The sequence below is a fragment of the Pseudomonas sp. R4-39-08 genome, from assembly GCF_003852275.1.
In the GTDB taxonomy this organism is placed as follows: domain Bacteria; phylum Pseudomonadota; class Gammaproteobacteria; order Pseudomonadales; family Pseudomonadaceae; genus Aquipseudomonas.
This window is the reverse complement of sequence record NZ_CP027733.1, coordinates 3,276,433-3,288,480: the sequence shown is the minus strand read 5'-3', so window position 1 is coordinate 3,288,480 and position 12,048 is coordinate 3,276,433. Positions and strand designations below refer to the sequence as shown.

The window sequence follows — 12,048 nt, the reverse complement described above, 5'->3', positions numbered from 1 at the left end:
AAAAATTGTCATGGATACATCACCAATGCCGCGAGCCCGCTACAAGTCGCTGGTCGATACCTTCGCCGAGGCCATTCGTGCGGGCAAAATGCCGCCCGGCACGCGCCTGCCCACGCACCGCCAACTCGCCGCCGAGCATGGCCTGGCGCTGGTCACCGCGAGCCGCGTGTACGCCGAGCTTGAGGCGATGGGGTTGGTCAGTGGTGAAACCGGGCGTGGCACCTTCGTACGCGAACTGGCGTTACCGCCGGGCCAGGGCAGTGGGCAGATGCCCATTGCGGCAGGCATGCTCGATTTGAATTTCAACTACCCGTCATTGCCCGGCCAGGCCGAGCTTTTGCGTGGCGCACTGCGCCAGTTGGCGTTATCCGGCGACCTGGAAGCGCTGTTGCGTTACCAGCCCCACGCCGGCCGCCTGCATGAACGCGCGGCGGTCGCGCAGCACCTGTTGCAGCGCGGGCTGGCGGTGCAGGCCGAACAGGTATTGCTGGTCAGCGGAGCCCAGCACGGCTTGGCGGTAACCCTGATGGCGCTGCTCAAACCCGGCGATGTGATCGCCGTCGACGCATTGACGTATTCGGGCTTCAAGGTATTGGCCGAGACCCTGCACCTGGAAATCGTCGCGATCCCGGCCAGCGCCACCGGCCCGGACCTCGATCACCTGCAGGCCCTGTGCCGCAAGCGGCCGGTGCGCGCGGTCTACAGCATGCCCACCCTGCATAACCCGCTGGGCTGGGTGATGAGCCTGGCGCAGCGCGAGCGCCTGGTGGCGATTGCACGAGAGCACCACTTGATGATCATCGAGGACGCCGCCTACGCCTTCCTGGCCGAACACGCACCGCCGCCGCTGGCGAGCCTGGCGCCTGAATGCACTGTCTACGTGGGTGGGTTTTCCAAAAGTGTCGCCACCGGCTTGCGCGTCGGTTTTATCGCGGCGCCCCTGGCTTGGGTCAAGGTATTGGAGCGCACCGTCATGGCCACCACCTGGAACGTGCCGGGGGTGATGAGTGCGATTACCGTGGCCTGGATCGAAGATGGCACCGTTGCGCAGTTGGAGGCGCAAAAACGTGCAGATGCCCAGGCGCGGCAAGGTTTGGCTGCGCAAGTGCTGACGGGGCTGAGCTATATCAGCCATCCCTCATCGTATTTTTTGTGGCTGCCGCTGGCCGAAGATGCCCGCGCCGATCAGGTGGCCATGACCTTACAGCGCGAGGGTATTGGCGTTTCCACCGCCGAGCCGTTTGCCGTCTCGGCCCATGTGCCCCACGCGCTGCGCCTGGCGTTGGGGTCGGTGTCGATGACGGCGCTGCGTGAGGCGTTGCTCAAGGTGCGCAAAGTAGTGCAATGGTGAGCCGTGGCTGAGCGGCTCACCGGCAAGGGTCAGTATTTGTAGGCCTGGCGGCCGATCAGCAGCCATTGGCCTTTCTGTTTCTGCCAGACCTGGAAGTTATCGATATCGGTCGGCACTTCGACGCCACTGTTCACCGCCAGGGCGTGAAAGTGGTTGCGCACCAGAGCGGTATCGCCATTGAGGGTGATGCTCTGGTTTTGCATTTCCAGGGTCTTGAACGCGCTCTTGTGAGTTTCCAGGTCTTCGATGAACTGCGCCTTGTTCTGCACCTTGCCGCTGGAATGGCCGTAGGTGAGGGTGTCTGCGGTCAGCGCATGCAGTTGCTTGAGGTCCAGGTGCAACATAGCCTGGGTCAGTTGGTCGACCGCCTGGGCTACTTCCTTCTCGGCGGGCGCCGGTGCGGCCGCGACGTAGCCGGAGAACAGGCACAGGAAAGCGATCAGCACTTTGAGATTTTGCATGGGGAGTCCTTATTGTTGTTGGGGAGCGACACGATGAGGTCTGTCGTCATACAACCATGCAATAAATCGGCAGGGGAAGGAAAGAGGGTTCTTGAAATATTCTGAAATTACTTATTTGCCGACGTGGAACTCGGCTGAACCTGTGGGAGGGGGCAAGCCCTAATGCCAGTCAGTTAAGGCGACACCGAACCTGTGGCGAGGGAGCTTGCTCCCGCTGGACTGCGCAGCAGTCCCATTGCTTGGGGCCGCTTCGCGCCCCAGCGGGAGCAAGCTCCCTCGCCACAAGTTAGTTCTCGCTCCTGCTACTTCTTAACTGACCGGCATTAGGGCAAGTCCACACCCACATGGGGCGGTGATCAGCCGGCTGACAACGGCGGTGTACGCGGTGGAATCATGCGTTTGCTGCCGGTGGCTTCGTACGCTGACGCCAAGCGCAGCAGCGCCGAATCATCATACGCCCGCCCGGCAAATGTCAGCCCGACCGGCATGCCGATATCGGCCATCACGCCCATCGGCACGGTGACCGTAGGAACGCCAAGGTGGCGAATGGCGAGGTTGCCGTTGGCCACCCACACGCCATTGCTCCAGGCGATATCGGCGGAGGCTTCGTTGACATCGGCATCGGCCGGGCCCACGTCAGCCACGGTGGGGAACAGCACCGCGTCGAGCCCCAGGCGGTCCATCCAGTCTTCCAGGTCCAGCCGGCGGGTTTGCTCGAGGCCGCGCAAGCCGTCGGGCAAGCTGCTGATCTCGTTCCACGGCGTGATGCCGCGCTGGGCCATGCGCACGTATTCATCCATGCCGGCGGCCAGGTCGTCTTCGCGGTTGGGCAGGGTGCCGGGGTCGTGGGGGAAGATCTTCGGGCCATCGACATCTGCCAGGCGGTTCAACGCCGGGTCGCCGTTGGCACGCAAAAAGTCATCGAACGCCCAGGCCGACAATTCCCACAGTTCATCGTGGAGGAATTGCCGGGACACCAGGCCACGGTTGAACACTGTGGGCGCGCCGGGGCGGTCGCCTTCGCAATTGGACACCAGTGGGAAATCCACTTCGATGACTTCGGCGCCTGCGGCTTCCAGGGCGTGGCGTGCGGCTTGCCACAGCTCGATCACTGAGGCGCGGGTGTGGATTTTCTGCCCGGTCGGTCCGCCGATCCCGGGTTTCTCACTGGTGCCGGCCTCAGGGTCGGCGTTGATGTACATGCGCGGCACGCCGAAGCGTTTGCCGGCCAGGGCCGCGCTGCCCGCCGCGAGTTCGGCGTAGGACGCCGGGCGCACCGAACTGACGCTGGGGATCGGCACCCAGGGTTGCAGGCGCCACAGGTCGCCACGGGTGTGCGGGTCTTCGGCGACCACCACGTCGAGTACTTCCAGCAGGTCAGCCATGGTGCGCGCATAGGGCACCACCACGTCCATGGTCGGGGTCAGCGGCCAGTTGCCGCGTACCGAAATCACCCCACGCGAAGGCGTGTACGCACACAAGCCGTTGTTGGAGGCCGGGCCGCGACCGCTCGACCAGGTTTCTTCGGCCAGGCCAAACGCGGCGAAACTTGCCGCCGTGGCCGTGCCGGCGCCGTTGGACGAACCCGAGGCGAACGGTGCGGTGAGGTAATCGGCGTTGTACGGGCTTTCGGCGCGGCCATAGACGCCGCGCTGCATGCCGCCGTTGGCCATGGGCGGCATATTGGTCTTGCCCAGGCAGATGGCCCCGCCAGCGCGCAAACGCTCGATGGTGAAGGCATCACGCTGGGCGACCAGCTTGGCGAACGCCGGGCTGCCGGACGCGGCGGTGAGGCCCTTGACCAGGTAACTGTCCTTGGCCGTATAGGGAATGCCATCCAGCGGCCCCAGCGTCTGGCCTTTTGCCCGGCGTGCATCGGACGCCTCGGCTTCCTGCAAGGCCTCGGGGTTGCGCACCACCACGGCGTTCAGCGCGGTGGCGGTCTGCGGGCCATCATAGGCGTCGATCCGCGCCATGTAGGCCTGCACCAGTTCAACGGCGCTGGTCTGGCCGGATTCAAGCGCAGCGCGCAATTGGGCAATGGAGACTTCGGTAACTTGCATCAGATTTTTTTCGCCGCCTTCAAGTGGGGGGTATGGCGGCAGTCTACGTACAGATATTTCCCAGTGCCAGCTTGCTGCTAAGGTAAGCGGCTTGATGATCCATATTGCACTCCAAGGAGAAGAACATGCCCAGACCCTATATCGCCCTGGCCGGTTTGCTCGGGTTTTCGTTGTATACCGTGGCGACCATGTTGACGGCCGAGCAATCGCTCATTGCGTTTGGGCAGCAATTGTTGTCACGGCCAGACACCGCGCAGGTGGTGATTGACCTGTACCTGATGGCGATACTGGCGTGTGTGTGGATGTACCGGGATGCGCAGGGGCGGGGGCGCTCTGTGGCGTCGTTGATCCCCTATTTCCTGCTGACAGCGGTGTTCGTGTCGGTAGGGCCGCTGCTGTATATCGTCGTCAATGGTTTTACGCGACGCACCTGACGACAAAATACCAATGTGGGAGGGGGCTTGCCCTAATGCCAGTCAGTTAAGCGTACACCACCGTCTGTAGGAGCGAGCTTGCTCGCGAAAAACGTCAACGATAACGCGTGCTTCCTGAATAAACGCGGTGCCTGTGAGTTTTTCGCGAGCAAGCTCGCTCCTACAAAAAGCCTTAACTGACTGGCATTAGGGCAAGCCCCCTCCCACATTGTTTAAGCGTCTCCCGCCTGGATAGCGGCAGGCCTACACCCCTTTGGTCGACGGCAACAATATCGTCAAAATGCCCGCCAACGGCAGGAACGAGCATAGCTTGTAGACGTATTCGATACCGTGGCTATCGGCGAGCAAGCCCAGCAGTGCCGCGCCGATCCCGCTGAAGCCGAACATCAGGCCGAAGAAGATCCCGGCGATCATGCCGACATTGCCCGGCACCAGTTCCTGGGCGAACACCACGATGGCCGAGAACGCCGAGGCGATGATAAAGCCGATGATCACGCTGAGTACGGCGGTCCAGAACAGGTCGACATAGGGCAGGGCGAGGGTGAACGGTGCGGCGCCAAGAATCGAAAACCAGATGACTGTCTTGCGCCCGATCTTGTCGCCGATCGGCCCGCCGGCGAAGGTACCCACGGCCACCGCGCCGAGGAACAGGAACAGGTACATCTGGGAGCTGGCGACCGACAGCTGGAATTTTTCGATCAGGTAGAACGTGAAGTAGCTGGTCAGGCTGGTCATGTACCAATATTTGGAGAACACCAGCAGCGCCAGCACCACCAGGGCAAAGGTCACCCGGCCTTTGGACAGGCCATGGGTCGGCTTGCCGCCTTGCTTGAGCTTGAACAGGTTGAGGTGGTGGCGGTACCAGCGGCTCAAGCCGTACAGCACCAGGATCGCGAACACCGCGAACAGGCCGAACCAGGCGATATGGCTCTGGCCGTAGGGAATGATGATGGCCGCCGCCAGCAGTGGACCGAAGGCGCTGCCGGTGTTACCGCCGACCTGGAACGTCGATTGCGCCAGGCCATAGCGGCCGCCCGAGGCCAGGCGTGCCACGCGGGACGTTTCCGGGTGGAACGTCGACGAGCCGACACCGACCAGCCCCGCCGCCAGCAAAATCAGCGGGAAGCTGCCGACAAACGCCAGCATCAGAATACCGATCAAGGTGCAGACCATGCCCGCCGGCAGCAGCCAGGGCTTGGGATGACGGTCGGTGTGGTAGCCGATCCAGGGTTGCAGCAGCGATGCGGTGAGTTGGAAGGTCAGGGTGATCAGGCCGACCTGGGTAAACGTCAGGCCGTAGTTGGCCTTGAGCATTGGGTAGATCGACGGCAGCACGGCCTGGATCAGGTCGTTGATCAGATGCGCCAGGGCGCAGGCGCCGAGCACGCGCATGACCAAAGGGCTGACCTGGGGCGTCGTGGTGGCAGCGGCGGGTGTCGCGGTGAGGGTCGACATGCAGGCATTCCATACAAGGCAGCGAACAGGGGCCGACACTACTTGAGCGGGCGGCCCATTTCTAATTATTTCGGGAGCCATGCTAGAGTCGACGCAAATGCCTGTCTCGCGCAATTCGGGCGTAATTCATCGCAAAAAGGGCGAAATCATCAAATCCCTCGACAAATTCCTCCAGGAGATCGATGAAGGCGATTGGGCCGTCATCAGCTCGGCCACTGACTACCCGGAAAACTGGGTGATTCCCGAGCACAGCCACAACAAGCATCAACTGCTCTACGCCATTGGCGGCGTGATGGTGGTGTATTCGGCGTTGAACCAGTGGACGGTGCCGCCCAATCGCGGGTTCTGGATGCCCTGTGGCCAGGTGCATGCGCTGCGTTGCGTGGGCACCTTGAAAATGCGCAGCGTATTCGTGCGTCCGGACAGCTTTCCGGACCTGCCGACCGAGCCGAAGACGGTGACGGTGTCGCCGCTGCTGAGTGAATTGATCAAAGTCTCGGTCAGCTTGAAACCGCCCTTTGCCGAGGATTCGCGCGACGCCAGGATCATGCGCCTGATCCTCGATGAGCTAGCTATCCTGCCCGCGCTGCCATTGTCGCTTCCTCAGCCCGCCGACCCGCGCATCAATCACATCTGCCTGACGCTGCAGCAAGACCCGGGCGATGCGTCCACCGTCGCCGATTGGAGCCAGCGCCTGGACCTGGATCAAAAAACCATTCAACGCCTGTTCCGCCGCGAAACCGGGATGACCTTCGGCCAGTGGCGCCAACAGGCCCGTTTGCTGTTGGCGCTGGAGCGCATCGCGGTGGGCGAGAAAATTATCGATGTGGCCCTTGAGTTGGGCTACGAAAGCCCCAGCGCCTTTACCAGCATGTTCAAGAAACAGTTCGGCAAGACGCCGAGTCAGTTTTTCAGCTAGCGCTGCTGATAACGCGGGCAGGCCGCGGGCGGCGTGACGCCAGGTAGGCCAGCACGGTGGCGACCACCAGCAAGGCCGCGCTCAGTTCGAAGGTCGCCTGGTAACCGCTCAGGTCGAAAGCCACGCCGCCGACCGTGGCGCCTGCGGCAATCGCCAATTGGATGATAGCCACCATCAAGCCTCCGCCAGCCTCGGCGTTGTCAGGCGTGGTTCTCGATAACCACGTCCACCAGCCCACCGGCGCGGCGGTCGCCACCAGGCCCCAGCTGCCCAGCAACACGCTGGTCATGAGGGTGGAACTGCCGAACGCCACCAGTGCAAGGGCGATGCCTGCCATTATCAGTGGGATGGCAATCAGCGTCGGGTACAGGTGGTGCTTCAGGAAGCGTTCAATCAGGAACGTCCCCGCCAGGCCCGCCAGGCCGAGCACCAGCAGCATCAACGACAGCGTGGAGACGTCAACCCGGGTCACGCTTTCCAGGAACGGCCGCAGGTAGGTGAACAGCATGAACTGGCCCATGAAGAACACGCTGACGGCCACCATCCCCAGGGCTACGGTGGGGTTTTTCATCAGGCTCAGGACATTGCCGGCTTTCGCCTCGGCCTTGTTCTTCAGCGCAGGCAGGCTCACCAGCAGCCACACCAGTGCAATCACGGCCACCGGCACCACACAGAAAAACGCGCCACGCCAGCCGATGATGCCGCCCAGAAAGCTGCCCAGTGGCGCCGCGATCACCGTCGCCAGTGCATTGCCACCGTTGACGATGGCCAGGGCACGCGGCACCTCGGCCTGGGGCACCAGACGCATCGCCGTGGCCGCCGACAGTGACCAGAAGCCGCCAATCGCCACGCCGATCAATCCACGACCGAGCATGAACACCAGGTAGTTCGGGGCGAACGCCACCACGCTGCCGGAGACGATCATAAGCAGTGTCAGCGTCATCAGCAGGCGCTTGCGATCCACTCGCGCGGCGATCGAGGCGATCACCAGGCTGGTGAGCAGGGCAAACACCCCGGACACCGAAATGCCCTGGCCGGCCTGGCCTTCGGTGATGTGCAGGTCGGCGGCCAGGGGTGTCAGCAGGCTCACCGGCATGAATTCGGAAGCGACCAGCGCGAACGCCGCCAGCGACATCGCCAGCACGGCGCCCCAGCGTTGGGTTTGGGATGTAGCAGACATCACTTCAAATAGCCCTGGAAGAAGGTGGTGAGTGTGGCGAACGGGATCAGGTCGACCCGGTCGTAGAGATCGACGTGCCCCGCGTTCTGGATGATCAGCAATTGCTTGGGCTCGGCGGCGCGCTGGAAAGCGTCTTCGCTGAATTCACGGGAGTGCGCGTCGGCTCCGGCAATCAGCAGCAGCGGACGTGGGGAGATCGTCTCGATGTCGTTGAACGGGTAGAAGTTCATGAACTTCACATTGCTGGTCAACGTCGGCCGGGTGGTGGTCAACTTCGAGGCGCCCGCCGGGGTGACTTCGCCACGCGGGGTGCGGTAGAAATCGTAGAACTCATCGCCCACCGCGTCGCCGGTGAGGGTCTGGGGCGTGCCGCCGGTGTAGACGGTCTCGCCGCCCTGGAACTCGACATAGCGCTGGTTGGCAGCCTGGCGCAACACCTGCTGGCGCTGTTGCAGCGTCACGCCGTGCTTGAGGCCGTTGCGGTTGGCGGCGCCCATGTCGTACATGCTGACGGTCGCTATCGCCTTGATGCGCGGATCGATCTTCGCCGCGCTGATCACGAAGCTGCCGCTGCCACACACGCCGATGGCACCGATGCGTTCACGATCGACCTGGGGGCGGGTGCCGAGGAAGTCCACGGCGGCGCTGAAGTCTTCGGTGTAGAGATCGGGGAGTACGGCGTTGCGCGGCGTGCCGGCGCTTTCGCCCCAGAACGACAGGTCCAGGGAAAGGGTAACGAAGCCCTGTTCGGCCATTTTGGTGGCATAGAGGTTGGCGCTTTGTTGCCTGACGGCGCCCATGGGATGGCCGACGACAATGGCGGCGCTTTTGGATCCGGCGGCGAGGTGTTTAGGCGTGAACAACGTGCCCGCCACCTGCATGCCGTATTGATTGTTGAAGGTGACGTTCTCGGCCGTCACCGTGTCGCTTGTGTAGAAGTTATCAGCACCGTTGGACATATCGGCTCCTAATGAAGAAAGGGAGGTCACCAGCAAACCCAGCGCGAGCAAGAGGCGTTTCATAGGGATGTTCCTTGCGAAGTGTCCGAGCATTTTCCCGATGGCGGCCGGGCTTCTGTAGTGCATTTGAGTGGATTACTTGCCTGATCCTCTGAGTTTCAAGGTTTGGCGGCGACGCCTGGGGCTGGCGCGGGTAAAGTCCTGCCAAGACATTCAGTGAAGCAGTGGAAGGGCCCTATGACGATCCATCAATCGCCGCTGGACGCGCTGATCCAGGCCATCGGCTCGCGCATCCCGGCGCCCGGCGACTTCCCGATGCCGATCCCGGGCCTGGGGTTCTATCGGCGTGAACAGCCGGCCGCGCCGGTGGTGTGCATGGTCGAACCAAGCGTCGTGCTGGTGGTACAGGGCGGGAAGCGGTTGTGGGTCGGCGGTGAGGGCTATCCCTACGACAGGTCGCGATTTCTGCTGACCTCGCTGGATATTCCGGCCAACTCCGAAGTGCTGGTCGCCAGCCCCGGGCAACCGTGCCTGGGGCTGATGTTCAAGCTGGACCTGCGCATGCTGGCCGAGCTGATCGCCCAGGGCGGCCTGCCGCCAACCCGTGAGCGCGCGATGATGAAAGGGGTTGGCATCGGCCGGGTGACGGACGGCATGCTGGCAGCCTTCGCGCGCCTGGTGGCATTGCTGGATGAACCTGACGCAATCCCGGTGCTGGCGCCGTTGATCCAGCGCGAGATTCACTACCGGTTATTGAAGAGCGACCAGGCCGGCCGACTGCGCCAGATCTGTTCAGTGGACGGGCAGGGGTATCGGATCGCCAAGGCCATCGATTGGCTGAAATTGAATTTCGACAGCGCGCTGCGCGTAGAAGAGTTGGCCGCACGCGTGCAAATGAGCGCGGCGACCTTTCACCATCACTTCCGCCAACTGACTTCGATGAGTCCGTTGCAGTATCAGAAATGGCTGCGCTTGAACGAGGCCAGGCGCTTGATGCTGAACGAGCACCAGGATGTGTCCAGTGCCGCGTTCAAAGTCGGTTATGAAAGCCCGTCGCAGTTCAGCCGTGAGTACAGCCGCCTGTTCGGCGTACCGCCCAAGCGCGACATGGCCGCGCTGCGGGGCAGGGCAGGTGTTACTGATCTGACGGAGTCAAGTTAGCGTAAAAGATGCACCCGATCAGTCGTGCGAACAGGCTCAGGGTTTCTGGCAGGTTGGGGTCGTCGAACAGCGTGGCGCGCGAATCCAGCGCGCACAGTGCGCCGAACAGGCGCCCGTCGGGCAGGAAAATCGGCGCGCCGGCATAGCTCTCGATGGCGAATTGCTTGACCACCGGGCGTGCGGAAAAGCGGCCGTCGAGGCTGATCTGCGGGACGAACAAGGCTTGGGGATCGACGCAAAACTCACTGCACAGGGTGGTTTCCAGGTCGAGCACGTCGTCGACATGGATGCCCATCTGCATGGGGTCGTAGGCCGAGCAGACCACCCATTCCAGGTCGGTGAATTTGGCGATGCCGGCGAAGCGCATGCCGGTCAGTCGGGTGACCAGTTTAAGGATGTTGGTGGTCGCTTCGATTTCTGCGATGGCAGCGCGTTCGTCGGCGCTCAGCAGCGATTGGGCAGAGGTGACGCTTGGAATCATGTGAACGCTCCAATGGCGTGGCCGCAAGCAGCGACCACGCACAGCCAGGTCTTAATTGATCCGTGGATGCTGTTGCACCAGGTTTTCGCGCTTGGCTTGGAGCGCCGCAATCTCAGCATCGATGTCTTCGATCTTCTGCTCGATATTGTCATGGTGCTCCTGCAACAGTTCCTTGGCTTCTTCCATGTCGGAGGCCGCCGGGGCCGCCCCACGCAGTGGTTTATTGGCAGTTTCCTTCATGGTCAGGCCCGTGACCAGACCGACCACGGCGAACACCATCAGGTAGTAAGCCGGCATGTACAGGTCGTTGGTGCTTTCTACCAGCCAGGCCACTGCAGTAGGCGTGATACCGGCGATCAATACCGAGACGTTGAAGGCACTGGCCAGCGCGCTGTAGCGCAAGTGAGTGGGGAACATCGCCGGCAGCGTCGATGCCATCACGCCGATAAAGAAGTTAAGCACAATTGCCAGAATCAGCAGGCCGCTGAAGATCAGCCCGGTCTTGCCGCTGGTAATCAGCATGAACGCCGGGATCGACAGGAACAGCAGGCCGATGCTGCCGGCGATGATGAAGGGCTTGCGGCCGATCTTGTCGCTGACGAAGCCAATGAACGGCTGCACGAACAGCATGCCGACCATGATCGCGATGATGATCAGCACACCGCTGTTTTCGGCGTAATGCAGGTTGTGCGACAGGTAGCTGGGCATGTAGGTGAGCAGCATGTAGTAGGTCACGTTGGTGGCCGCGACGATACCAATGCAGGTCAGCAGGCTGCGCCAATGCTTGGTGGCGATCTCTTTGAAGGACACCTTGGGGCCATGGCTGAGGCCTTCGCGGTCACCCTGTTCGAGTTTTTCGACATGTTGCTGGAACGCCGGAGTCTCTTCCAGCGCGTGGCGCAGGTACAGGCCGATGATGCCCAGGGGCAGGGCCAGGAAAAACGGCAAGCGCCAGCCCCAGGCCTCGAAATCCGCCTCGCCGAGCACGGTGGAAATCAATACCACCATGCCGGCGCCCAGCACGAAGCCGGCAATCGAGCCGAAGTCCAACCAACTGCCGAGGAACCCGCGCTTGCGGTCCGGGGCATATTCGGCGACGAAAATCGACGCGCCGGTGTATTCGCCGCCCACCGAGAAGCCCTGGGCCATTTTGCACAACAGCAACAGGATCGGCGCCCAGATACCAATGGACGCGTACCCCGGAATCAGGCCGATGGCGAAGGTGCTCAAGGACATGATCACGATGGTGGCAGCGAGGACTTTCTGTCGTCCGTATTTATCACCCAGAGCGCCGAAGAACAGACCGCCCAGTGGACGGATCAGGAAGGGTACCGAGAAGGTGGCCAGTGCCGCGATCATTTGTACGCTGGGGGACGCGTCGGGGAAGAACACCTTGCCCAGCACATAAGCGACAAACCCATAGACGCCAAAGTCGAACCATTCCATGGCGTTGCCCAGTGCGGCGGCGGTGATCGCCTTGCGCATCTTGTTGTCGTCGACAATGGTGATGTCGTTCAAACCGATGGGTTTGACGCGTTTCTTACGTAATTTCATGCGGGCCACTCTAGAAGCTGAACGGGAGGC

The 12,048-nt window shown here is 62.2% G+C and carries 11 protein-coding genes; 4 read left to right on the top strand and 7 right to left on the bottom strand.

Translation table 11 applies throughout. The annotated features are described in order from the left end of the window. Positions 1-25: 25 nt before the first annotated feature. Complete coding sequence (locus C4J88_RS15190; RefSeq protein WP_124407435.1) at positions 26-1,351, top strand: PLP-dependent aminotransferase family protein; 1,326 nt, start codon at positions 26-28, stop codon at positions 1,349-1,351. Between the two features lie 29 nt (positions 1,352-1,380). Here C4J88_RS15190 and C4J88_RS15185 read toward each other — a convergent pair whose 3' ends face one another. Further along, positions 1,381-1,812, bottom strand: a complete 432-nt coding sequence (locus C4J88_RS15185; RefSeq protein ID WP_124367244.1) for a nuclear transport factor 2 family protein — start codon at positions 1,810-1,812, stop codon at positions 1,381-1,383. 356 nt (positions 1,813-2,168) lie between these two features. After that, positions 2,169-3,878 carry an amidase gene (locus C4J88_RS15180; protein WP_124407434.1) on the bottom strand — a complete coding sequence of 570 codons (1,710 nt, stop codon included), beginning with the start codon at positions 3,876-3,878 and terminating at the stop codon, positions 2,169-2,171. Positions 3,879-4,000: 122 nt separating this feature from the next. Between C4J88_RS15180 and C4J88_RS15175 the strand changes: the two genes are divergently transcribed. After that, positions 4,001-4,309, top strand: a complete 309-nt coding sequence (locus C4J88_RS15175) for a DUF2834 domain-containing protein (RefSeq protein ID WP_124407433.1) — start codon at positions 4,001-4,003, stop codon at positions 4,307-4,309. A 243-nt stretch (positions 4,310-4,552) separates the two neighbouring features. Here the strand turns inward: C4J88_RS15175 and C4J88_RS15170 are convergent, their stop codons facing one another. Beyond that, on the bottom strand, positions 4,553-5,764 hold the full coding sequence (locus C4J88_RS15170; RefSeq protein WP_124407432.1) for an MFS transporter: 1,212 nt from the start codon (positions 5,762-5,764) through the stop codon (positions 4,553-4,555). Between the two features lie 97 nt (positions 5,765-5,861). On the opposite strand from C4J88_RS15170, the gene C4J88_RS15165 reads away from it, so the two are divergent. Beyond that, complete coding sequence (locus C4J88_RS15165; RefSeq protein WP_124363083.1) at positions 5,862-6,683, top strand: helix-turn-helix domain-containing protein; 822 nt, start codon at positions 5,862-5,864, stop codon at positions 6,681-6,683. Here C4J88_RS15165 and C4J88_RS15160 read toward each other — a convergent pair. Continuing rightward, the gene (locus C4J88_RS15160; protein ID WP_124407431.1) at positions 6,676-7,863 is read right to left on the bottom strand and encodes an MFS transporter; all 1,188 of its coding nucleotides are present in this window, start codon (positions 7,861-7,863) and stop codon (positions 6,676-6,678) included. The two genes, C4J88_RS15165 and C4J88_RS15160, sit on opposite strands and share 8 nt — an antisense overlap. Beyond that, entirely contained in the window at positions 7,863-8,885 is a 1,023-nt protein-coding gene (locus C4J88_RS15155; protein WP_124407430.1) for an alpha/beta hydrolase, read from the bottom strand. The genes C4J88_RS15160 and C4J88_RS15155 overlap by 1 nt, the downstream gene beginning before the upstream one ends. Before the next feature lie 174 nt (positions 8,886-9,059). Here C4J88_RS15155 and C4J88_RS15150 point away from each other — a divergent pair, with 174 nt between their 5' ends. Then, on the top strand, positions 9,060-9,983 hold the full coding sequence (locus C4J88_RS15150; RefSeq protein ID WP_124407429.1) for an AraC family transcriptional regulator: 924 nt from the start codon (positions 9,060-9,062) through the stop codon (positions 9,981-9,983). On the opposite strand, the gene C4J88_RS15145 is transcribed toward C4J88_RS15150, so the two are convergent. Beyond that, positions 9,958-10,464 carry a GAF domain-containing protein gene (locus C4J88_RS15145; protein WP_124407428.1) on the bottom strand — a complete coding sequence of 169 codons (507 nt, stop codon included), beginning with the start codon at positions 10,462-10,464 and terminating at the stop codon, positions 9,958-9,960. The genes C4J88_RS15150 and C4J88_RS15145 overlap by 26 nt on opposite strands. A 51-nt stretch (positions 10,465-10,515) precedes the next feature. Beyond that, positions 10,516-12,018 (bottom strand): glycine betaine/L-proline transporter ProP, encoded by a 1,503-nt coding sequence (gene proP, locus C4J88_RS15140; RefSeq protein WP_124407427.1) that lies wholly within the window; start codon positions 12,016-12,018, stop codon positions 10,516-10,518. Positions 12,019-12,048 lie beyond the last annotated feature (30 nt).

What these genes read in the sequence shown, in the direction of transcription:
- C4J88_RS15190 (WP_124407435.1), top strand. Translation starts at nt 26, where the DNA reads ATGCCGCGAGCCCGCTACAAGTCGCTGGTCGATACCTTCGCCGAGGCC.
- C4J88_RS15185 (WP_124367244.1), bottom strand. Translation starts at nt 1,812, where the DNA reads ATGCAAAATCTCAAAGTGCTGATCGCTTTCCTGTGCCTGTTCTCCGGC.
- C4J88_RS15175 (WP_124407433.1), top strand. Translation starts at nt 4,001, where the DNA reads ATGCCCAGACCCTATATCGCCCTGGCCGGTTTGCTCGGGTTTTCGTTG.
- C4J88_RS15170 (WP_124407432.1), bottom strand. Translation starts at nt 5,764, where the DNA reads ATGTCGACCCTCACCGCGACACCCGCCGCTGCCACCACGACGCCCCAG.
- C4J88_RS15165 (WP_124363083.1), top strand. Translation starts at nt 5,862, where the DNA reads ATGCCTGTCTCGCGCAATTCGGGCGTAATTCATCGCAAAAAGGGCGAA.
- C4J88_RS15160 (WP_124407431.1), bottom strand. Translation starts at nt 7,863, where the DNA reads ATGTCTGCTACATCCCAAACCCAACGCTGGGGCGCCGTGCTGGCGATG.
- C4J88_RS15155 (WP_124407430.1), bottom strand. Translation starts at nt 8,885, where the DNA reads ATGAAACGCCTCTTGCTCGCGCTGGGTTTGCTGGTGACCTCCCTTTCT.
- C4J88_RS15150 (WP_124407429.1), top strand. Translation starts at nt 9,060, where the DNA reads ATGACGATCCATCAATCGCCGCTGGACGCGCTGATCCAGGCCATCGGC.
- C4J88_RS15145 (WP_124407428.1), bottom strand. Translation starts at nt 10,464, where the DNA reads ATGATTCCAAGCGTCACCTCTGCCCAATCGCTGCTGAGCGCCGACGAA.
- proP (WP_124407427.1), bottom strand. Translation starts at nt 12,018, where the DNA reads ATGAAATTACGTAAGAAACGCGTCAAACCCATCGGTTTGAACGACATC.